This is a genomic window from Pseudomonas sp. MF6394 (genome assembly GCF_002018845.1).
Taxonomy (GTDB): domain Bacteria; phylum Pseudomonadota; class Gammaproteobacteria; order Pseudomonadales; family Pseudomonadaceae; genus Aquipseudomonas; species Aquipseudomonas lactis.
This window is the reverse complement of the sequence record NZ_MVOJ01000028.1, coordinates 13690-34966: the sequence shown is the minus strand read 5'-3', so window position 1 is coordinate 34966 and position 21277 is coordinate 13690. Positions and strand designations below refer to the sequence as shown.

The following is a 21277-nucleotide window of genomic DNA, read 5'->3' as shown; positions in this document are numbered from 1 at the left end:
TGATCCTTGGCTCATGGGCACCAGTAAATCTCTAGAGTAGGTTGCAAAAACGCGCGAATCGGCATGGCAGCAACATCGTCGCTGGCCAGGGCGGCGCTCAAGGTCGTCAATTTCGAACTGCCGGAAATTGACAGCACGGTGTAGTCGGCCGTGGCCAGCAACGCACGACTCATGGTCAGGCGCTGGTGCGGCACAGTGGGCGCCAGCATCGGCCAGCAACGGCGGGTACCGTCGGCCTTCAGCGCTTCACTCAGGTTGGGGCTGTTGGGGAACAGCGATGCGGTGTGACCGTCATCGCCCATGCCCAGCACCAGCACATCAATGGCTGGCAACTCGCCCAGCAGGCGATCGGCCTGCTCGGCAGCGTCTTCTAGGTTGGCGGCAGGGCTGTACAGGCTCAAGAACTTCGCCTTGGCCGCCAGACCTTGCAGCAGGTGTTGCTTCAACAGGCCAGCATTGCTGTCGGCGTGTTCGACCGGCACCCAGCGTTCATCGGCCAGGGTGATGGTGACCTTGGACCAGTCCAGGCCCTGCTTGGCCAGGTTCTGGAAAAACGCCACGGGGCTGCGGCCACCGGACACCACCAACGTCGCCTCGCCACGGGCACTGATGGCCCCGCGCAGTTGCTCGGCCACGTCATTGGCCAGGCCATCGGCCAGCAGCGCAGGCGTACGGTACTCATGGGCAGTGACGCCCTGAGGCAGTTTCAATTCAGATATCGCCATACCACGACCTCCCATCCCGCGTGATCAGTGCAATGGAGCTCATCGGCCCCCAGGACCCGGCCGCATACGGCTTGGGCGCATCACCGGATTTTTTCCACCCGGCGATCAACTGGTCACACCACTTCCACGCGGCTTCGATTTCATCTTTGCGAACAAACAGGTTCTGATTGCCGCGCATCACTTCCAGCAACAACCGCTCGTAGGCATCAGGGATGCGTGCGCTGCGATAGGTGTCGGAAAAATTCAGTTGCAGTGGCCCGCTGCGCAGTTGCATGCCTTTGTCCAGGCCCTGCTCCTTGGTCATCACGCGCAAGGAAATGCCTTCGTCCGGCTGCAGGCGGATGATCAGCTTGTTGCTGATCTGCAGGCGCTGCTCGGGGGCGAAGATATAGTGGGACGGTTCCTTGAAGTGGATGACAATCTGCGACAGCTTTTGCGGCATGCGCTTGCCAGTACGCAGGTAGAACGGCACGCCGGCCCAGCGCCAGTTACGAATATCGGCACGCAGGGCAACGAACGTCTCGGTGTCGCTCTGGGTGTTGGAATTGTCTTCTTCCAGGTAACCCGGCACGGCTTTACCAGCGCTGTAGCCGGCGATGTACTGACCGCGCACCACTTGAGTGGTGAGGCCCTCGGGGCTGATTGGCGCCAGGGCCTTGAGCACCTTGACCTTCTCGTCACGGATGCTGTCGGCGGACAGGTCGGCCGGCGGGTCCATGGCAATCAGGCAAAGCAGTTGCAACAGGTGGTTCTGGATCATGTCGCGCAGCTGGCCGGCCTTGTCGAAATAGCCCCAACGGCCTTCGATGCCAACCTGCTCGGCCACGGTGATTTCCACGTGGGAGATGTAGTTCTGGTTCCACTGGGTTTCAAACAGGCTGTTGGCGAAACGCAGGGCGATCAGGTTCTGCACCGTCTCTTTGCCCAGGTAGTGGTCGATGCGGTAGGTGCGGTTTTCCGGGAAAAACTGCGCCACGGCGTCATTGACCTTGCGCGACGACTCCAAGTCCGAACCGATGGGTTTTTCCAGCACCACGCGGGTATTTTCCGCCAGGCCGACCTTTGACAGGTTTTCGCAGATCGCGCCGTACACCGCCGCCGGGGTGGCGAAGTAGGCAATCAGGCGTTGATCGCTGCCGGCTTTTTCGGCCAGGGCGACGTAGTCGTCGGCTTTCATGAAGTCGACATGCACATAAGCCAGGCGTGCGAGGAAACGCTGGGCCACGGTTTCGTCGAGCTCTTTGCCGACGTATTTACGCAATTCTTTTTCGATGTGGGCCAGGTGTTGCTGCTCGGAGCCGGCTTCACGGGCCAGGGCCAGGATGCGCGTGTCGTCGTGCAGCAACCCGGCGCCATCGAGTTGATAAAGGGCAGGAAATAACTTGCGCAGCGCCAGATCACCCAAGGCGCCAAACAGGGCAAAGGTGCAGGGTTCCACGGTTATCGAAGGCATGATGTTTGTTCTTTTATCAAGTTAAGCTACAAATACCTTTTTTCAAGGCATCACTCAAGGAAAAATGTAGTAATAACCACAACATTTTCCGGAAATACGCATTGCGAGTGGTGGTGTTCAGCTACCCTCAGTAGGATAGGCCACCGCGAAAAGCCACTCATCGATTGGTTACCGCCTTTTTATTTGCATCGTCGCCCGAAGGAAAGACTGAATGGACCGCGTGCGAAATCTTCTGGAACAGATCCGGAACCGCCTCGAAGAATTGAACAAGGCCGAGCGCAAAGTCGCTGAAGTGATCCTGCTCAACCCGCAGCAGGCCACACGCTTCTCGATCGCCGCCCTCGCCCAGGCCGCCTCGGTCAGTGAACCGACGGTCAACCGTTTCTGCCGTTCGTTCGGTGTCAGCGGCTACCCTGAACTTAAATTGCAGTTGGCGCAAAGCCTGGCCAGTGGCGCCGCGTATGTCAGCCGCGCCGTAGAGGCCGATGATAACCCCGAGGCCTACACCCAGAAGATCTTTGGCAGCGCCATTGCCTCTCTGGACAGCGCCTGCCAGGCCCTGGACCCGGCGCTGATCAGCAAGGCCGTGGACTTGTTGATCCAGGCGCGGCAAATCCACTTCTTTGGCCTGGGCGCTTCGGCTCCCGTGGCCATGGACGCGCTGCACAAGTTCTTCCGCTTCAACCTGGCAGTGACCGCCCACGCCGACGTGCTGATGCAACGCATGATCGCCTCGGTGGCGCACACCGGCGAGTTGTTCGTGATCATTTCCTACACTGGCCGTACCCGCGAGCTGGTGGAAGTGGCGCGTATCGCTCGGGAAAACGGTGCATCAGTGTTGGGCGTGACCGCCGAGAACTCGCCGCTGGCCAAGGCCAGTACGGTAAGCCTGAACATCCCGTTGCCGGAAGACACCGATATCTACATGCCGATGACTTCTCGGATCATCCAGTTGACCGTGCTGGATGTGCTGGCGACCGGCATGACCTTGCGTCGTGGGGTGGATTTCCAGCCGCATTTGCGCAAGATCAAAGAGAGCTTGAATGACAGCCGGTATCCGGTGGGGGATGAGTTCAACTAGCAGGCAGCCCTGCCAGCAGTACCGGCGCTATCGCAGGCAAGCCAGCTCCCACAGGGAAATGCATTCCAAAGGTGGGAGCTGGCTTGCCTGCGATAGCGCCATCAGCCACACCGCTAAGCTCCAGCCCGCGCCTGCAAACTCAGATGCGCCCTCTCCCCCGGCGCCAGGCTCGCCGCCGCCATCGCCGCCTCCACACACACAAACCCCGACGCTTCGTTAAAGCTCACGCCCAACAGCGGTCGGCTCCCCGGGTGCCACACCACGGTGTCGGCAGTGTCGCCCGTGTCGATGCACAGTTCACGCTGCCAGGCGTGGTCCTTGAGCTGCAGTTCACCCTCATGCTGGAACACCCGCTGGCATCCACCATCGACCCGCAATTCGCCTTCCTGCTGGCAAACCTGGCGATTGAGCTGGTCATAACCTTGCGCCCCTTCAAGCCCAGACAGCGCTACCTCATCAACGTGACCAATACGCCAGTAAGCGTGCAATGCATGGCTCAACTGGCACGGCAGCTCGTCGTGATGCTCGGTGCTCAGGCGCAGTTCCAGGGTGTCGCCCAGGTGCGCGTGCAAGTCCACCTGCCAGTCGCACAGTTGCAATTGCCAGTGCAGGCGCACGCCGTCGTCATCGGTGCTGCTGTCGAGCAGTTTCCAGTCGATCAAGCGGGCCCAACCGTGGGAAGGCCAGGCATTTTCGCTGGGGTGGCGGCCATACCACGGCCAGCACACCGGCACGCCGCCACGAATGGCGCCGACCTGCGGCCACTTGGCTGCGCACCACAGCCAGGGCTTCTGGCCGGTGGGCTGAAAGTGCAACAGTTGTGCGCCCTGGCGACTGAACACCGCCTGGCACAGCGGATGATCGATCACCAACACGTCGCGCATCTGAAAGCGCTCCCAGGCGAACACAGGCCGCTCGCGCAGGGATTTGAAAAAGCGTTGCAGCGGTTGCTCGTGCATGTGCCCAGGTCCCGAATATCACAGTGCCACGCAAAAAAAAGCGGATAGCCATGGCTACCCGCAAATGCGCACAGAGAGAGGAGCTTATCGCAACAGCGTTAGAACGTAGACTGAATTTTCAGGCCCGCTACCAGCGCGTTGTCGACTTTATCCACGCCGCCAGGCTGGACAACGTACTGCAGGTTCGGACGCACAGTCAGCCAGTTGGTGACGTGGAAACCGTAGTTGAGTTCGACGTTGTACTCAGTCTCACGAATCGGCGTGTACAGCGGATTGTCGTAGTCGATCACGCCCCTGGCGTCGTTGAGCAGCTCAGAGTTCTTCTTCACATCATTGTTGACATGCAGGCGAGCGACGCCAATGCCGACGTCATCTTTTGGACGCGCATCGAATGGGCCTTTGTACACCAGCATCAACGACTGGTAGTTGTCGACCAGGTTGGTTTCCTTGTCATGGAAGGTCGCGTTGGCTGCGATGTTCAGACCACGGGAAGCGTCGCCGTTATGGGTGGTGAGTTGCTGTTGCGCAACGAACCAGTAACCTTTCTTGCTGCTGCGGGTACGGAAGTCGGCGCCGCTGAGGACCGCATCGTTACCGTTGACGTCTTCACGTACATCCGGAGCATCGGCCGCACTTTTATAGAAGCCCACACGGTATTCGCCCGGCAGGTTATTAACCTTCGGCGACCAGACCAATTCCACCGGGATCACGGTGCCCTTGGTACCACTGCCGCTGAGTTTGAAGCCGTTGCCGTGCTCCAGCTGCGAAGGGTTCTGGTTGTAGGCACCGATTTGCGCATACAGCTCAGGCGTGATGTTGTACTTCACGCGGATAGCGGCCTGGGCGACCGGCCAGTTGTACCAGGTATTGACGTAGTTACCGACCTGGGAACCGCAGAACGACAGGTTCTGGAAGTCGCAAGGGAAGGTGTTGAAGTCTTCGCCTTCACCGAAGTAACCGAGCTTCACGTCCAACTTGTTGTCGAACATCTGGTGCTGAATCCAGAACTGGGTCAGGCGCACCATGTGGCCACGGCCATACACTTCTTGCGAGGAACTCAAGGTGCCGGCACGCGGGTCGCCAATGCGGTCATTGGAAATGTTCTGGCCATTACGATTGGTCAACTGGATCTTGGCCTGGGTGTTATCCCAGCCCCACAGTTTTTGCAGGTCCAGTGCCACGCCAAGACCAAACTGGTCAGAGTAGCGACCGGTCTTGTCGTCGTTGTAGCCACCGTGAGCGTTGTAGCCCATCTCCCCAACGTAGTCGGCCTTGATGTCGATACCTTGCTCGATCAGCTTGGTACGCTCGCCGCCCCAATCGCCGGTCATCCACTTGGAATCGGCGCTGAATGCATCGGCCGCCATCGCATTGGCGGACAATACAAGGGCTGCTGCCGCTGACAGTTGGCAGATCAGCCGGGTGTTGTTGTGTTGCTTTTTCATCCCTACATCCTCGTCTTTATTGTTATTAAACTGTTTTTATCTAACGCGGGTTACATTTTTTTAGCTAAAACAACGAGTTAACCATTAACCACATTACTGTAGGAGCGAGCTTGCTCGCGAAAAACTCAAGGTCACTGCGCTCATCCAGGATGCCCGCGTTATCGTTAACGACCTTCGCGAGCAAGCTCGCTCCTACACGATGCTTTAGCGGCCCTTGAACTGGGTCACATTGTCGGCATGCCCCTGTGCCGGCAATGAAGCCGCCGTGCCCAATCGCTCGCCGGTCTTGGCGTCAAACAGCAATACCTTGGCCGGGTCGAACTGCAAGGTCAGGGTCTCGCCCACTTGCGGTGCCACGTCCGGCGCCAAACGGCAGCAGACCTTGGTGTCGTTGAGCTGCACAAACACCAGGGTGTCCGGGCCGGTCGGCTCAGTCACCTGCACTTCGGCACGAATGCTCGACGAGCCATTACCCTCGCCCGCTGCCAGCACGATCTGCTCCGGGCGCAGGCCCAGGATCACATCGCGGTCTTCCAGCCCGGCGTCATTCATGCCCAGCGCCAACTCGCAACGGGCTTGGCCGCTGTCGAGCACCGCCACCAGATCACCGTTCTGGCGTTTTAGGCGCATGGGAACGAAGTTCATCGGTGGTGAACCGATAAAGCTTGCCACAAACAGGTTGGCAGGGTCGTTGTAAATTTCCTTCGGCGTGCCGAATTGCTGGATGATCCCGTCCTTCATCACCGCCACTTTGTCGCCCAGGGTCATCGCTTCGATCTGGTCGTGGGTCACGTAGACGGTGGTGGTTTTCAGACGCTGGTGCATCAGCTTCATTTCGGTACGCATCTCGACGCGCAGCTTGGCGTCAAGGTTAGACAGTGGTTCGTCGAACAGGTAGATCTTCGGCCGACGCGCCAAGGCACGGCCCATGGCCACACGCTGTTGCTGGCCACCGGACAACTGGCCCGGCTTGCGGTTGAGCAAGTGCTCGATTTGCAGCAGCTTGGCCACGCGAGCCACTTCGGCGTCGATGTCGGCTTGCGGCATCTTGCGGATCTTGAGGCCGAACTCGATGTTCTCGCGCACGCTCATGGTCGGGTACAACGCGTAGGACTGAAACACCATGGCGATGTCACGGTCCTTGGGGCTCATGCCGCTCACGTCTTGATCACCGATCATGATCGCGCCGCCAGTGATGGTCTCAAGGCCGGCGATGCAGTTCATCAGCGTGGATTTACCACAGCCCGACGGGCCGACCAGGATCAGGAACTCGCCTTCCTTGATCGACAGTTCGATGTTCTTCAAGGTGTCGGGCAGGCCGGCGCCATAGGTCTTGTTTACATTGCGAAGTTCAAGCGTAGCCATGATTACCCCTTGACCGCGCCGGCCGTGAGGCCGCGCACGAAATACTTGCCTGCGATCACATAGACCAGCAGGGTCGGCAGCCCGGCGATCATCGCCGCCGCCATATCCACGTTATATTCCTTGGCCCCGGTGCTGGTGTTGACCAGGTTGTTCAGCGCTACCGTGATGGGCTGGGAGTCGCCGCTGGAGAACACCACACCGAACAGGAAGTCGTTCCAGATCTGGGTGAACTGCCAGATCAGGCAGACCATGATGATCGGCGTCGACATCGGCAGGATGATCCGGCGGAAGATGGTGAAGAACCCCGCTCCGTCCAGGCGTGCGGCCTTGATCAGCGCATCCGGGATGCTCACGTAGTAGTTACGGAAGAACAGCGTGGTGAACGCCAGGCCGTAGACCACGTGGATAAACACCAGGCCGGTGGTGGTGCTGGCCAGGCCCATCTTGCCGAGGGTAAACGACGCGGGCAGCAGCACGGTCTGGAACGGCAGGAAGCAGCCGAACAGCAGCAGGCCGAAGAACAACTGCGAACCGCGAAAGCGCCAGAACGACAGCACGTAGCCGTTCAAGGCGCCAATGGCGGTAGAGATCAGCACAGCAGGAACGGTGATCTTGATCGAGTTCCAGAAGTAGCCATCCACGGTGGCCCAGGCCTTGACCCAGCCGATGCCGCTGACCACGGTGGGCCAGCTCAGCAGGTTACCGGTGCTGATGTCTTCCGGGGTCTTGAAGCTGGTGAGCAGCATCACCACCAGCGGCACCAGGTACAGCAGCACCGCCAGGATCAGCACCGCGTAAATCGCGATGCGGCTCAGGCTGATGGCAGGTTTGGCGGCGAGACTAGTCATTGCGCTTGGTCCTCAGCTCGGAATACAGGTACGGCACGATGATCGCGAGGATCGCACCGAGCATCAGGATTGCACTGGCCGAGCCCATGCCCATCTGGCCACGACTGAAGGTAAACGAGTACATGAACATCGCCGGCAGGTCGGACGAGTAGCCCGGGCCGCCTGCGGTCATTGCCGCCACCAGGTCGAAGCTCTTGATCGCAATGTGCGCCAGGATCATCACCGCACTGAAGAACACCGGACGCAGGCTGGGCAGCACCACGCTCCAGTAGATGCGCGGCAAGCTCGCGCCGTCGATCTGTGCAGCACGAATGATCGACTGATCAACGCCGCGCAGGCCGGCGAGGAACATCGCCATGATAAAGCCCGAGGCTTGCCACACAGCAGCGATCACCAGGCAGTAGACCACGCGGTCCGGGTCGATCAGCCAGTCGAGACGGAAGCCTTCCCAGCCCCAGTCCCGCAGGAGTTTGTCCAGGCCCATGCCCGGGTTGAGCAGCCATTTCCAGGCGGTACCGGTGACGATCATGGAGAGCGCCATCGGGTACAGGTAAATGGTGCGGATAAAGCCTTCGCGGCGGATTTTCTGGTCGAGGAAAATCGCCAGCAGCACACCGATCACCAGGGTGATGCCGATGAACATGCCGCCGAACACGGCCAGGTTCTTGCTCGCCACCCACCAGCGGTCGTTATCAAACAGCCGCTGATACTGCGCCAGGCCCGCCCATTTGTAGCTGGGCAGGAACGTCGAGGTGGTGAACGACAGCACGAACGTCCACAGGATGTAGCCATAAAAGCCCACCAGCACAATGAACATGCTCGGCGCCAGCACCAGTTTAGGGAGCCAGCGCTGCAGCACATCGAATGGCGAGGCCTTGCTGAACACAGCAACAGAACTCATGGGAAAATCCAGTACAGGGAAAAAGGACTAGCAGCAGAACCGTCTGGTACGCGGCTCGTGTGGGAGCGGGCTTGCTCGCGAATGCAGCAGGTCAGTCACCAAACATGCTGTCTGATACACCGCTTTCGCGAGCAAGCCCGCTCCCACACAAGCCCGCTCCACAGCTGTTACTTGGCCGACTTGATCGCCGCGCCAAGCTTCTTGGCCGTGTCGGCCGGGTCGGCTTTCGGGTCGTTGATGAAGTTGGTCACGACATCAAAGAACGCACCCTGTACCGCCAGGGTCGTGGCCATGTTGTGGGCCATGCTTGGCTGCAGGCCACCGGTCTTGGCGTCGGCCAAAAAGTCCTTGGCGGCGGTCTGGGCGCAGGAGTCAAAACCGTAGGATTCCATCTTGGTCAGCATGTCGTTACGCACAGGGATCGAGCCCTTGTTAATGCTGAACACCTTCTGGAAGTTTTCACCCAGCACCACTTTGGCGATGTCCTGCTGGCCCGCGGCAGTGCCTTTGTCTTTCTGCTTGAACACCGCCAGGGAGTCGATGTTGTAGGTGAAGGCTTTGTCGGTGCCCGGGAACGCTACGCACTCATAATCCTTGCCGGCGACTTTCTTGGCGGCGGTCCATTCGGACTTGGCCCAGTCACCCATGATCTGCATGCCGGCTTTGCCATTGATGACCTTGCCCGCTTCCAGGTTCCAGTCCTGGCCCTTGCCGTCGACGTCCATGTAGGTCGCGACTTTCTTCAGCTCGGTGAGGGCCTTGACCATTTCCGGGCCAGTCAATGCGCCGTTATCCAGGTCGACCAGGGCTTTCTTGTAGCCATCGGCGCCCATCACGGAGAGCACCACCGCTTCGAACACGGTGCTGTCCTGCCAAGGCTGGCCGCCGTGGGCGAGCGCAATGAAGCCTGCAGCCTTGAGCTTGTCGCCCGCTGCGTAGAATTCTTCGAGGGTGGTTGGGTTCTTGGTGATGCCGGCTTTCTTGAAGACTTCCGGGTTGATCCACAGCCAGTTCACACGGTGGATATTCACCGGCACGGCGACGTAGTCACCGTCGTATTTCACGGTGTCGGAGACTTTCTTGTCGAGCAGCGAATCCCATTTTTCTTCTTTGGCGACGTCTTTGAGCACGTCGGTGTCGAGCAGGCCAGTCGACGCCCACTCCTGGATGTCAGGGCCTTTGATCTGGGCAACGCCTGGCGGGTTGCCGGCGACCGCGCGGCTTTTGAGCACGGTCATGGCAGTGGCGCCACCGCCGCCTGCTACAGCACCGTCTTTCCAGGTGAAGCCGTCTTTCTCAACTTGGGCCTTCAGGACATCCACAGCCGCTTTTTCACCGCCGGAGGTCCACCAATGCACCACTTCCACCGTACCTTTGGAGTCGGCGGCAAATGCACTGAGGGGGAACAACGAGGCAATGGAAATAGCGACGGCGAGGCGATTAATCGCGTTCATCTGAGTACCTTTTCTTGTTGTTATGCATGCAAGTCTAGAGCTTGCGCTGCACGGAGTTTAAACATGGATTTTCAGGGCGCAGGTAACAAAGGGACGCACAAATGTCACCACTTGGTGACATAGCATCCGCTGCCCAATGCACTGGCCAGGCTGGGTGCCAAGGGCAATGCAGGCAGCACGACCGCTTGCCAGGCATGGTACAGGTCAGGTTTGCCGCCCCAGATTTTACTGCTGGGTTGGTTGTGCGGGCTGAGTTCGTGATGCCAACTGCCCTGGAGCCGGTCGATGAAGTGGGTTTCGCAAAATTCCCAGAAGCGCCGGTACCAGGTTTCGTAATGCAGCTCGCCGCTACGTTTGAGCAGCGCCTGAGCGGCGGCGCTGGCTTCAGCATGGGTCCAGTGCAGGCGCTCGCGTACCACCGGGCGCTGGTTCCAATCCAAAGTGTAGACAAGGCCCGGCGCACCATCCACCGCCCAGGCGTACTCGCAGGCACTGGCGAACAGGCCTTTGGCGTCGCTCACCAGCCAGTCCGGCGTGGCCAGCTTGGCCTTGAGGCGTGCAGCTTCCAGGTGCAGCAGCAACCGCGCCCATTCAAAACCATGGCCGGGTGTGATGCCGTAAGGGCGAAAGCCATCGGCGGGGTTGTCTTGGTTGTAACCGAGCAAGGGCTTCCACTGCGCGTCGAAATGCTCGATCACCATGAACTGGTTGCCGGCGGCGTGGGTGTGGATCACTCGCTCGACAATGCGCAGCGCGCGGTCCAGCCAGCGTGTATCACCGCTGACATCGGCCAACGCCAGGAAGGCTTCGGTGGCGTGCATGTTGCTGTTGGCGCCACGATAGGCTTCGACGCCGCCCCAGTCTTGGGCGAAGGATTCGAGCATGACGCCCTCCTCTTCGCTCCAGAAGAACTGTTCGATGATATGGATGGCGTCGTTCATTAATGTTTGTGCACCCGGCGCGCCGGCCACCACGGCAGAGCTGGCCGCGAGGGCCACGAAGGCGTGCAGGTAGGCGGCCTTGCCGGTGTTGCCATCAGCCGCGTGGGGCGCGGCGAACCAGCCACCGTGCTCGCTGTCGCGCAGCGGGCCGCTGAGCGCCGCCACACCGTGCGCCACCAACTCGGCATAACCCGGCAACCCCATGGCATGGGCCATGGCAAAGCTGTGGGTCATGCGCGCGGTGTTCATGGTTTCGGCGCGGGCATTGGCCGGCAACTGGCCTTTATCGTCAAGGTTGCCGAAACCGTCCGGCAGGCGCGATGCCTTGGCGAACGCCAGCAGCCGCTGGCCTTCGGCGGCGAGCCAAGCGTGATGGGCAGGTGCATTCAGCCAACTGCTGGCAGGCAGTGGATGGGTGGTCATGGGTGGCCCTTATTGTTTTTTTGGGATGACCGGAGTCTAAACAAGGGCGTGGGATGGGCAAGTAACGAAAGGGATGGCAAATGTCACCAAGTGGTGACAATCAACACCCTAATCCTAATGTAGGAGCGAGCTTGCTCGCGAAAAGCCAACAAGCGCCACGCTTATCCAGGAAACCCGCGTGATCGTTAACGTTTTTCGCGAGCAAGCTCGCTCCTACAGAGGACGATTTGCGGTCATTGGCCCAGTGGGGTGGCCGCAGCCGGCGCATTGAGGCGCTGATTCAAGTTCTGCACCTGGCTCTGCAAGGTGGTGATATTGCGCGTGGTCTGGATGCGGAACACGTCGAATTCCTTGTTGGTCGGCGCGTCGACGTTGGCCGGCTGGTTTTCCTGGGCGCTCTTGAGTACCAGCAGGTCCTGCTCGAGACGGGCGATGGCCGCGCTTGGGTTGCCTTGTTTCTTCAAGGCGGCCACATCGGTGGCCAGGCCCTTGACCTCGGCCTGCGCTGCCGTAAGGCTGGCGACCGCGTCAGTGAGGGCCTGCACCTGGCCTTGCAGCTTGGTGTTGGCCGCTGTCAGTTCGGTGGTGCTGGCACTCATCTGCGCCAGGCGGCTGTCCAGTTCGGTGGCCTGCCCCGCGACGCCCAACTGTTGCTTGCCCTGCTCCTGCAACTGGGCTTCCAGCTGCTTGATCTGAAGTTTCAAGGCTTCGCTGCCGTTGTTCACATTGGCTTCGCTGGCCACGACCTTGCCGGAAATCGCCTGCAGGCGCCCGGCCGCTTCTTCGCTGATGCGGGCAAAACTCTCCTGGGTGGCGACCAACTGCTGGCCCATCAGGGAGATCTGCTGGAAGCTCCACCAGGCCAGGCCCGCGAAGGCGATCAACAGCGCGCCGACCAGTGCCCACAACGGGCCGGTGCTGGCGCTCTTGACCTTGACCACGGGCGTCGTTCGCGAACGCACCGACGTCGCGGCGGTCGGCACGAAATCATCGTCATCCCCAATATCGGCCCGCAGGCTGGGAACGTTGTCGAAGTCGTCTTTAGCATCGTTACGCATGAATCTACCCTGAATCAATGAGATGGCTGGCTGCAAAGCCGAGCGGCAGGAGTATAAACCGCACTCCCGGCGCATGGATCGACTCGGAACCTGGAATTGGGTTCCCGAAGTGTTGCTGGTTATGAGCTTATTGGCGGCCCGGGTCCTGGGCTTTCCACCAGCTGCAGAACTCGTCGAGCGCGGCCCACAGGCTGACCTTGGGCTCGTAGTCGAGATAATGCCTGGCGCGGCTGATGTCGAGGGTGAAATCTTTGTTCATCACCTGCATGCCCAGGCGCGACAATGCCGGTTCCGGCCGCCCCGGCCACATCGCGCAGAAGGCTTCATTCAAGGCCGCCACGCTGTAAGAAACACCGTAGGAGCGGTAACGGGTCACCTGGGGCAGCTCCATTTGCCGCATCACGTAGTTCACCACATCCCAGATCGGCACCGGTGCGCCGTTGCTGATGTTGTAGGCCTTGCCCAGCGCCGAGCCGGTGGCGAGCAAACTGCTGAGCAGCGCCTCGTTAAGGTTGTGCACACTGGTGAAGTCGACTTTGTTCAAGCCGTCGCCGACGATCGCCAGGCGGTTCTTGCGCTGCATTTTCAGCAGGCGCGGGAAGATGCTCATATCGCCGGCCCCGGTAACAAACCGTGGGCGCAGGGCTATCACTTGCAGGCCGAACTCTTGGGCGCCAAAGACCTTCTGCTCAGCCAGGTATTTAGTGGCGGCATAGGGATGCTTGAAACGCTTGGGCACTTGTTCTTCGGTGAGCCCCAGATGGTCGCGACCGTCAAAGTAGATCGACGGCGACGACAGGTGCACCAGGCGCCCGACGCGCTGTTTCAGGCATGCCTCGACGACGTTTTCGGTGACCAGCACATTGTTCTGGTGGAAGTCCTGGTACTTGCCCCACAGCCCGACGGCGCCGGCGCAATGCACCACGGCTTCGACATCGCGGCACAGGTCGCGCACCAGGTCGGCGTCATTCAAGTCACCCTGGATAAACTCGGCACCGCGCCGTACCAGGTGCTCCACACCCTCGGCGCGCCGCCCGTTGACCCGCACGTCCAGGCCCTGCTCAAGGGCGAAGCGCGCAAAGCGCCCGCCGATGAAGCCGCTTGCGCCGGTGACCAGAATTTTCATGTCGTACTCCGTGTTCTTTCGTTTTTCATCGCTGTTGCCTTGACGCGCGCCATCACTCCAACGGCACCAACCAATGGCCACACACATCGGCCAGATGGTCGGTCAACAAGCCCAACAGTTGCCCGCCACTGCGCCAATGATGCCAGTACAGCGGCACATCGATGGGCTTATCTGGCAATAACTCGACCAATACGCCGCTTTCCAACTGATCACGCACCTGTAATTCAGGCACCAGGCCCCAGCCCAGGCCAGCTTCTGTCAGGCGGATAAAGCCTTCGGATGACGGGCATAGATGGTGTTCGAAACCACCGTCCACGCCCAGGGACGCCAGGTAGCGGTGCTGCAGAAAATCATCCGGGCCGAACACCAGCGCAGGCGTGCGCGCCAATTGGTCGGCCCGCACACCTTCAGGAAAATGCCGCGCCAGAAAGGCCGGGCTGGCCAGCGCCCGATAACGCATGGCGCCCAGCAACAGGCTGCGGGCACCGGCCACGGGGCGTTCGCTGGCGCAAATGCAGGCCGCCACTTCACCGGCGCGCATGCGTTTGAGGCCCACGGTCTGGTCTTCGACCACTAGGTCCAACAGCAAATGCTGTTCGGCGCAGAAGTCGCTGACTGCCTCGGCCCACCAAGTGGCGAGGCTGTCGGCATTCAGGGCAATGCGCAGGCGCTCGGGCATGCCCTCCTCGTCCAGGGCCGGCACCTGGCTTTGCAGGTCACGCTCCAGCAAACGCACCTGCTGCACGTGGTTGAGCAGGCGCCGGCCGATATCGGTGGGCGTCGGCGGCGAGGCGCGTATCAACACCGGCTGGCCGACGCGCGCCTCCAATAGCTTGATGCGTTGGGAGATGGCGGACTGCGACAGCCCCAACACCTGGGCACCGCGCTCAAAGCCGGCTTGTTCCACCACCGCCGCCAGGGCGGAAAGCAATTTATAGTCGAACATCAGTTTCTCTAATGAGCGATCAGCAATATTGGTTTTTCTTATACAACCTCAAGCGTCACCATAGCCAGCATCGTTTGAGCATCAACAAGGATCTTCCTCTATGTGGCAAAGCTATATGAACGGTTTGCTGGTGGCCCTCGGGTTGATCATGGCAATCGGCAGCCAAAATGCATTCGTACTCGCGCAAAGCCTGCGCCGTGAACATCACTTACCCGTGGCGGCGCTGTGTGTGATCTGCGACGCACTGCTAGTGGCCGCTGGGGTATTCGGGCTGGCCACCGTGCTGGCGCAGAGCCCGATACTGCTGGCGGTGGCACGCTGGGGCGGCGCTGCGTTCCTGCTGTGGTACGGCGCATGCGCGTTGCGCAGGGCCTGCTCGAAACAGAGCCTGGACCAAAGCGACAGCCTCAAGACGCGCTCATTGCGCGCCGTATTGCTGAGCGCCCTGGCGGTGACCTTGCTCAACCCCCATGTCTACCTGGACACGGTCCTGTTGATCGGCTCCCTGGGCGCGCAACAAACCGAACCGGGTGCCTACGTAGCCGGTGCGGCCAGTGCTTCGTTTCTGTGGTTCGCCACCCTGGCGTTGGGCGCGGCATGGCTGGCACCCTGGCTGGCACGCCCGGCCACCTGGCGCCTGCTGGACCTGCTGGTGGCCGCGATGATGTTCTCGGTGGCCTATCAACTGATCAGCGCCTGAGCAATATTCCAAAACGCGCTGGAACCTCTATCCCACACAGTTGTTGCGTGGTTATGCCGCACCCCCGGTGCTATGATCGGACCCCTGCGCCGCAAAGAGTACAAACTCCCCGGCGCATGTTTGGCCGCCCGTGATCGGCCTTGCGCTCACCGCAACTGACCTGATTAGGAGAATCATCATGGCTTTCGAATTGCCGCCGCTGCCCTACGCACACGATGCCCTGCAGCCGCACATCTCCAAGGAAACCTTGGAATACCACCACGACAAGCACCACAACACCTATGTCGTGAACCTGAACAATCTGGTGCCTGGCACCGAGTTCGAAGGCAAGACCCTGGAAGAGATCGTCAAGTCTTCCTCGGGCGGCATCTTCAACAACGCCGCTCAAGTCTGGAACCACACCTTCTACTGGAACTGCCTGGCGCCAAACGCCGGCGGCCAACCCACCGGCGCGCTGGCTGAAGCCATCAACGCTGCGTTCGGTTCGTTCGACAAGTTCAAAGAAGAGTTCACCAAGACTTCGGTCGGCACCTTCGGTTCCGGTTGGGGCTGGTTGGTGAAAAAGGCTGACGGTTCCCTGGCCCTGGCCAGCACCATCGGCGCCGGCAACCCGCTGACCAACGGCGACACCCCGCTGCTGACCTGCGACGTTTGGGAACACGCCTACTACATCGACTACCGCAACGTGCGTCCAAAGTATGTGGAAGCGTTCTGGAACCTGGTCAACTGGAAGTTCGTGGCTGAGCAGTTCGAAGGTAAGGCCTTCACTGCCTAAGCAACGCTTGCCGCACTGCTGGTCATTTGAGTGATTATCAAATAATCCGTGATCCGTTCAAAAAACCGAAGTCCTTTTTGGATTTCGGTTTTTTTATGCCTAGTCACCTCCCTACATATACTTACAAACAACCCAAGCCATAGCCAATCATTATAAACAACTGTCAGAACTCACAGGTTCTAACCGGTTGATTTTTCCATACGCTCATATCTCCATACCCCGTTCTGAACGGTCAGGACTATCACGTTATAAGGAGATTAACCATGGCGCACAACCCAATGGGCAAAGACCCGGCCGACTACGAAAGCGAGCCAATCTTTAATGCAACCACACAAAAATCCAATATGGTGAACACCCGTACCGGGTTGTTTGAAGCTTATATAAAGATGCCTGCAATTATCGGTAACTCAGGCAATGGCCCCGTATTCGAAATGAACCTATTCTATAGCCCTCTGACCAACAACCAAGCCGCCCTGGGCGACGGCTGGGAATTCAGCCCGACCCTCTACAGTGAGGAATATGAAAGGCTGACGCTCCATAGTGGAGAAACACTGTCCCTGAAAAAGGGCAAAAACTTGAACACCCCTACGATCGACGCTGAATGGGATAATGATGGAAAACTAAAGGTCCGGCGCGGAGGTAGAGTAGAGCTCCTATCAAAATTGGAAGACACATTATTTTATTTTCCAGAGTGGCTGACCGACGATGGTTACAACAAGCTGCATTTTAACTGGATAGCCACACCTCATATCATAGAGGGTAAAACCTATTACCAGACAAAATTACAAAGTATCCGCGACGGTGACGGCGAGGGAGATCCCCTGATCGAAATAGAATACACACTTGCCAATGACACCGACCAACCAGCGATAACCCCCGTCACCATGACCTACTGGCCGACCCACCCCGCTGAAAAACTGCGTTATCAACTGAACATTGAGGACTACGCCCTCACATCCGTAGTGCTCGCCGACGATATCCAAACCAAGCTTGAGTATCTGGACCATGAGACCGCTGGTTGGTTACTGAACAAATTCACCAATTGGGACGGCCTCGTCGAAGTGTTGTTGTATAACGACAATGGGTTGAGTTTTCCGGACAATCCGAAATTAACAAAACTGCCATGTGTGAACGAACATTACATCTACCCTAGTAATGGCGTCCTACCATTTGTTCACCGTTATGAATACGACCGCTCAGACAGGTTTGATTACTACATAACCACCGAATTTCACGAAGCGATAACAGAATACAAATACGACTACAACACCAATGAAATCGTATTGGAAACCGTGACAAGATCCAGCCGCAACGTACCTTTCATTATCACCACAAGCCACACAATCTCTGCTGACTCAACCGCTATAAAAAACGACCGAACTATTACGTACCGCCACAACACCAAGAGCCGAAAGGTAGAAATTAAAAATCGATTTAATCAACATGCCGCCCTGATCGAGAACATACAACCGGGAAAAGCAACTCAATATAATTACGACCCTCCTGTCAATGGCCAAGCTCCTCTACCCCGCCAAGAAACTCAGTTCTCATTGAGCTCATCTCCCGGAGTTAAGATCGTCAAACAGTTCGATTATGATTCAATAAAGGGCATGAGCGAGCAAAAACTTAGCCAATTAATTCAAATCTTTTCGCCCTATAACCCTCTCAAGCAACGCATAACCTACCAACACATTGAGTATTACCAAGAAAACAGCTTTCGAAAAGGAAAACCAAAAAAAATCACTCAGAAGGACGGCGAATTCGGCTTACCCGTTCGAGACTTCAATTACGCTCTTGGAGGCACAAACAATTCCGAGCTAACCACCACAACCACCGAGAGCATCGGCACTCAGACGCGCGTTTCCTCAAGCACTCAAAGCGTACTTAGCGGGCGACTTATACGCCAGGTAGACACGGACGGTAATCGGGCCGAGTACACTTACGACGCGTTCGGAAGGTTAGCGACCCTCACTTTATGTGCGCAGAGCCCAACGTATAAGCAAATCACGGCCTATACCTACCCTGCCCCAGGCCAAGTCATGATCACTGAAGCTAACGGGCAGGTTCGCTTAGAAGTATACGATGGGCAGGACCGACTCCTCAGAGAGTACGACTACCCCGAACCAGGCACTCAACGCCTGCTCAAGGAGGTCAGCTACGACAATTACGGAAGGGAGAAGCGCAGCACTCAATATGATTACCACGCAGACGGCACGCAGCTCAGTGAGTGGAGTGAGGTGGTCTATGATGGTTGGGGTGAAGTCGAGCAGCGAAACTATAGCAGCGGCCGGCGAGACTTTAACCACTACGACCCCATCGCGATGACACGCACAGAGTGGAGCGGAACACCCGCTGATAAACATAGAAAGGTAACCACCTACAACGAGGACGAAACAATCAAGAAAGTTGAGTTTCGCGATCAGAATGGCGCGGTCTATCAGACTCAAACCGCTACCTACACAGAGGAGCGACTCCTTGAGCAGTTGCAAACCGATGGCGAGTTCGGGGTCACCACCATCACCTATACCCGTGATTCTTTCGGACGCGTACTCACGGAGGCCCATGTTGAAGACGATAAAGGCTTGCTACCCCTTTTAAACCTTGCCTACACCTACCATTACACCTACCCCGCTTTTTCTCCGAGCAACGAACCTGAAACCATAGACATCAGTTTCTCCCTCCTTGGCCTGCAAAGACGCTCGCTGGGTAAACGTACGTTTGATGCGTGGGGCCGTGTCACTAGCTTGACCCGGGGCGACGCGACCGAAACCTATACCTACATTGGCGCCAGCACGGTCCCTGCTTCGACAAAAACAGCGGACGGCCTCGTCCTCAAACATGAGTACATCCCGGAACTGGGCAACAAGCTGAGCAAAATCACTAACGAAGACGGCAGCAAACAGAAAACGTTCAGCTATGCCCATGCCAGGCAAAACATCTCCACCGCCAGTGAGGGAGAGCGTATTCTGAAACACCACCATGACAGCCAACTGCGCGTGACGCAACAACACGCTCAGACGCAGCCTGGCAAAACCAAAGAAGTATCCTGCAGTTACTCGCCCGCAGGGCGTTTACTCAGTGATACCGACGTATTCGGCGCGACAACGAAGTTCCTATACAACTCAGGTGGACAGCGTACCTTTAGCAAAAAAGAGTTCGTCACCTCCTACACATACAATGACCAAGGGCTCGCAGAGAATGAACGTCTAGAGGTTAAGACCGACGCAGCGAAACACGTTGATCTCAAATATGAATACGACGCTCAGCAACGTGAAATCATGCGCGAGTTTCACCCCGTCAATACCTCCATCGTCCTTAAAATAATGACATCTTATTATAGTGACGGCCGGTTCAAACAGGTTCAGTTGAAAGGAGACAGCGACGTCCTGGGCTCACGCAGCTTCACCTACACAGCTGCTGGGAGGCTTAAGTCATGCACGACAACAGGGGTATGGAGGCCACAAAACCCGAAAGGAAAACTCATAGACAAAGAAGAGTTCACCTACGACGCACTTGGCAATGTCAGCCGGTGTGTCAGCACCTTCGCTGGCGCGCGCAATATCGCGACCTATACCTACGACAGCTCAATGGGGGTTCGCCTGGAAAAGATCGAGAACACGCATGCGGACTACACAAAATCGGCCACTTTGACCTATGACGCCGCCGGCCGCATCTCTCAAGATCAAAAAGGCAGAAAATACCATTATGACTGGTTGGGGCACTTGACGCAGATAGGGAGCAAGCTATACAGCTACGCCCCCGATGATAGCCTGATGACAGTCGGTGAGGGGCCGGACCAACGTCAGCTCATCTATAGAGAGGGCCAGCTCAACGGCGAATATGCCATTGAGAATGACAGCAATTTCCGGCAATTGCAGCCCGGCAGCGCCAGTTGCATCGCCCAACAAACCAGGATTTCAGGGGTGGACAGGATCCTGTACGAATGGCGAGACCTTAATGGCACGGTGTGTGTCACCTACGACGCAGTGGCTGACACAACAAAGTTTCATGCCTATACCGCGTTCGGCGAACATTTCTTCGAAGATACCCACTCCTTATTGGGCTACCAAGGAGAATACGAGGACGCCACGAACGGCCAAATCCCCTTGGGCGAACGCGTCTACCTGCCCCAGATACGACAGTTCCACGCCCCAGACACCAGCAGCCCATTTGGCATCGGTGGCCCACACGCCTACGGCTATTGTGTCGGTAACGACCCGATCAACTTTCATGACCCCAGCGGTCACTTCTCGGTTAGCCGGGCACTGAGGAACATTTGGGGAGACAATCTGCCCGAGCCTCTCAGCCTTGGTGAGAGTGGTAAGGTGATTTCCACTATACTATTTAGCGGTATAGGGGTGCTCACCGCAATTATGACGGCCCCGGCGTCGCTGATAGTAGCAGCGGCCTTGGCCGCTCTTACTTCAGCAGTATTGGCGGTCACCGCAGTAGTTATTGCCGAGAGCCATCCGGAATGGTCCCAAGGACTGGCCTGGGCCTCACTATTCTTCGGTATTGCCTCTGGAGCTACGGCACTGATCAAGAACATGCCACAGAGATTTGCAAGACTTTCCAACTACCTGGGGAATACGACACGCACTGTCGGCAAGAACGTCTTTCGACGCACGGCAGCTGTTTCGCCGGCGCAAAAAATAGTGCGAGCCGGCCTTGGCGAGCTGCCGGAGAATATGGATCCTATATCTAAGCTGCGCCTGATAGAGCCTTATCAATACACTGGGGTCCTCAAGGAAACACCGAGCATCGAACTATTCCAAGACTTTAACACCCTGCTATTTGGTGTTACCGGCGTATTGAGTAATACCGGGGCGCTGAGTGAAATGGAAAAAGTGGATGGTTTGAATACGCTCATAGGTAATGGTACTTGGTTGCCGAATGGTAGCTGGCACAAGTTATGGATTAGTATCCGGAAGTAAACCGCCCTCAGCGAAGCAGCGCCTTGAGACAAACAGGGGCACTGGCCTCGCCTGATACTGACATCAATCGCCAGCGATCGACTGGAGTACCGTCTCAGGACATTCGCTGAACTTGAGCCCGGCAATCGCCGGGCTTTTTTATG

The 21277-nt window shown here is 58.0% G+C and carries 16 protein-coding genes; 4 read left to right on the top strand and 12 right to left on the bottom strand.

What is annotated here, in order from left to right:
* Window positions 1-11: 11 nt before the first annotated feature.
* Both pgl and zwf read right to left on the bottom strand, forming a co-directional pair.
* A complete protein-coding gene (pgl, locus tag MF6394_RS24120) occupies window positions 12-725 on the bottom strand; it encodes a 6-phosphogluconolactonase (protein WP_078467706.1) in 714 nt (237 codons plus the stop codon).
* Window positions 712-2178, bottom strand: a complete 1467-nt coding sequence (zwf, locus tag MF6394_RS24115) for a glucose-6-phosphate dehydrogenase (RefSeq protein ID WP_047711646.1) — start codon at window positions 2176-2178, stop codon at window positions 712-714. The genes pgl and zwf overlap by 14 nt, the downstream gene beginning before the upstream one ends.
* A gap of 220 nt (window positions 2179-2398) precedes the next feature.
* Here zwf and MF6394_RS24110 point away from each other — a divergent pair, with 220 nt between their 5' ends.
* Complete coding sequence (locus MF6394_RS24110; protein WP_169856377.1) at window positions 2399-3259, top strand: MurR/RpiR family transcriptional regulator; 861 nt, start codon at window positions 2399-2401, stop codon at window positions 3257-3259.
* Between the two features lie 113 nt (window positions 3260-3372).
* Here MF6394_RS24110 and MF6394_RS24105 read toward each other — a convergent pair whose 3' ends face one another.
* The 10 genes from MF6394_RS24105 to MF6394_RS24060 form a co-directional block, all read right to left on the bottom strand.
* Complete coding sequence (locus tag MF6394_RS24105) at window positions 3373-4218, bottom strand: D-hexose-6-phosphate mutarotase (RefSeq protein ID WP_047711647.1); 846 nt, start codon at window positions 4216-4218, stop codon at window positions 3373-3375.
* 98 nt (window positions 4219-4316) lie between these two features.
* Window positions 4317-5663 (bottom strand): carbohydrate porin, encoded by a 1347-nt coding sequence (locus MF6394_RS24100; RefSeq protein WP_078467705.1) that lies wholly within the window; start codon window positions 5661-5663, stop codon window positions 4317-4319.
* A 204-nt stretch (window positions 5664-5867) separates the two neighbouring features.
* The gene (locus tag MF6394_RS24095) at window positions 5868-7028 is read right to left on the bottom strand and encodes an ABC transporter ATP-binding protein (protein WP_044267736.1); all 1161 of its coding nucleotides are present in this window, start codon (window positions 7026-7028) and stop codon (window positions 5868-5870) included.
* A gap of 2 nt (window positions 7029-7030) precedes the next feature.
* The gene (locus tag MF6394_RS24090; protein WP_003193763.1) at window positions 7031-7876 is read right to left on the bottom strand and encodes a carbohydrate ABC transporter permease; all 846 of its coding nucleotides are present in this window, start codon (window positions 7874-7876) and stop codon (window positions 7031-7033) included.
* On the bottom strand, window positions 7869-8777 hold the full coding sequence (locus tag MF6394_RS24085; protein ID WP_003193765.1) for a carbohydrate ABC transporter permease: 909 nt from the start codon (window positions 8775-8777) through the stop codon (window positions 7869-7871). Before MF6394_RS24085 ends, MF6394_RS24090 begins: the two co-directional genes overlap by 8 nt.
* 167 nt (window positions 8778-8944) lie before the next feature.
* Window positions 8945-10231 (bottom strand): ABC transporter substrate-binding protein, encoded by a 1287-nt coding sequence (locus MF6394_RS24080; protein ID WP_003193767.1) that lies wholly within the window; start codon window positions 10229-10231, stop codon window positions 8945-8947.
* 104 nt (window positions 10232-10335) lie between these two features.
* The gene (locus MF6394_RS24075; RefSeq protein WP_078467704.1) at window positions 10336-11595 is read right to left on the bottom strand and encodes a D-mannose isomerase; all 1260 of its coding nucleotides are present in this window, start codon (window positions 11593-11595) and stop codon (window positions 10336-10338) included.
* A gap of 233 nt (window positions 11596-11828) precedes the next feature.
* Complete coding sequence (locus MF6394_RS24070; RefSeq protein WP_069557659.1) at window positions 11829-12653, bottom strand: ATPase; 825 nt, start codon at window positions 12651-12653, stop codon at window positions 11829-11831.
* 127 nt (window positions 12654-12780) lie between these two features.
* Window positions 12781-13779 (bottom strand): NAD-dependent epimerase/dehydratase family protein, encoded by a 999-nt coding sequence (locus MF6394_RS24065; protein ID WP_044267744.1) that lies wholly within the window; start codon window positions 13777-13779, stop codon window positions 12781-12783.
* Window positions 13780-13831: 52 nt separating this feature from the next.
* Window positions 13832-14725: a LysR family transcriptional regulator ArgP gene (locus MF6394_RS24060; RefSeq protein WP_078467703.1), complete on the bottom strand. Its 894-nt coding sequence runs from the start codon at window positions 14723-14725 to the stop codon at window positions 13832-13834.
* Window positions 14726-14825: 100 nt separating this feature from the next.
* Between MF6394_RS24060 and MF6394_RS24055 the strand changes: the two genes are divergently transcribed.
* The 3 genes from MF6394_RS24055 to MF6394_RS24045 all read left to right on the top strand — a co-directional run bounded on the left by MF6394_RS24055 (window position 14826) and on the right by MF6394_RS24045 (window position 21134).
* Complete coding sequence (locus MF6394_RS24055) at window positions 14826-15425, top strand: LysE/ArgO family amino acid transporter (protein WP_032895568.1); 600 nt, start codon at window positions 14826-14828, stop codon at window positions 15423-15425.
* A gap of 178 nt (window positions 15426-15603) precedes the next feature.
* Entirely contained in the window at window positions 15604-16200 is a 597-nt protein-coding gene (locus MF6394_RS24050; RefSeq protein WP_014719672.1) for a superoxide dismutase, read from the top strand.
* Between the two features lie 263 nt (window positions 16201-16463).
* Entirely contained in the window at window positions 16464-21134 is a 4671-nt protein-coding gene (locus MF6394_RS24045) for an RHS repeat domain-containing protein (RefSeq protein ID WP_078467702.1), read from the top strand.
* Window positions 21135-21277: the final 143 nt, after the last annotated feature.

Bases quoted from the DNA above. Each gene is read 5' to 3' on its own strand.
- pgl (WP_078467706.1), bottom strand. From the start codon at position 725: ATGGCGATATCTGAATTGAAACTGCCTCAGGGCGTCACTGCCCATGAG.
- zwf (WP_047711646.1), bottom strand. From the start codon at position 2,178: ATGCCTTCGATAACCGTGGAACCCTGCACCTTTGCCCTGTTTGGCGCC.
- MF6394_RS24105 (WP_047711647.1), bottom strand. From the start codon at position 4,218: ATGCACGAGCAACCGCTGCAACGCTTTTTCAAATCCCTGCGCGAGCGG.
- MF6394_RS24100 (WP_078467705.1), bottom strand. From the start codon at position 5,663: ATGAAAAAGCAACACAACAACACCCGGCTGATCTGCCAACTGTCAGCG.
- MF6394_RS24095 (WP_044267736.1), bottom strand. From the start codon at position 7,028: ATGGCTACGCTTGAACTTCGCAATGTAAACAAGACCTATGGCGCCGGC.
- MF6394_RS24090 (WP_003193763.1), bottom strand. From the start codon at position 7,876: ATGACTAGTCTCGCCGCCAAACCTGCCATCAGCCTGAGCCGCATCGCG.
- MF6394_RS24085 (WP_003193765.1), bottom strand. From the start codon at position 8,777: ATGAGTTCTGTTGCTGTGTTCAGCAAGGCCTCGCCATTCGATGTGCTG.
- MF6394_RS24080 (WP_003193767.1), bottom strand. From the start codon at position 10,231: ATGAACGCGATTAATCGCCTCGCCGTCGCTATTTCCATTGCCTCGTTG.
- MF6394_RS24075 (WP_078467704.1), bottom strand. From the start codon at position 11,595: ATGACCACCCATCCACTGCCTGCCAGCAGTTGGCTGAATGCACCTGCC.
- MF6394_RS24070 (WP_069557659.1), bottom strand. From the start codon at position 12,653: ATGCGTAACGATGCTAAAGACGACTTCGACAACGTTCCCAGCCTGCGG.
- MF6394_RS24065 (WP_044267744.1), bottom strand. From the start codon at position 13,779: ATGAAAATTCTGGTCACCGGCGCAAGCGGCTTCATCGGCGGGCGCTTT.
- MF6394_RS24060 (WP_078467703.1), bottom strand. From the start codon at position 14,725: ATGTTCGACTATAAATTGCTTTCCGCCCTGGCGGCGGTGGTGGAACAA.
- MF6394_RS24055 (WP_032895568.1), top strand. From the start codon at position 14,826: ATGTGGCAAAGCTATATGAACGGTTTGCTGGTGGCCCTCGGGTTGATC.
- MF6394_RS24050 (WP_014719672.1), top strand. From the start codon at position 15,604: ATGGCTTTCGAATTGCCGCCGCTGCCCTACGCACACGATGCCCTGCAG.
- MF6394_RS24045 (WP_078467702.1), top strand. From the start codon at position 16,464: ATGGCGCACAACCCAATGGGCAAAGACCCGGCCGACTACGAAAGCGAG.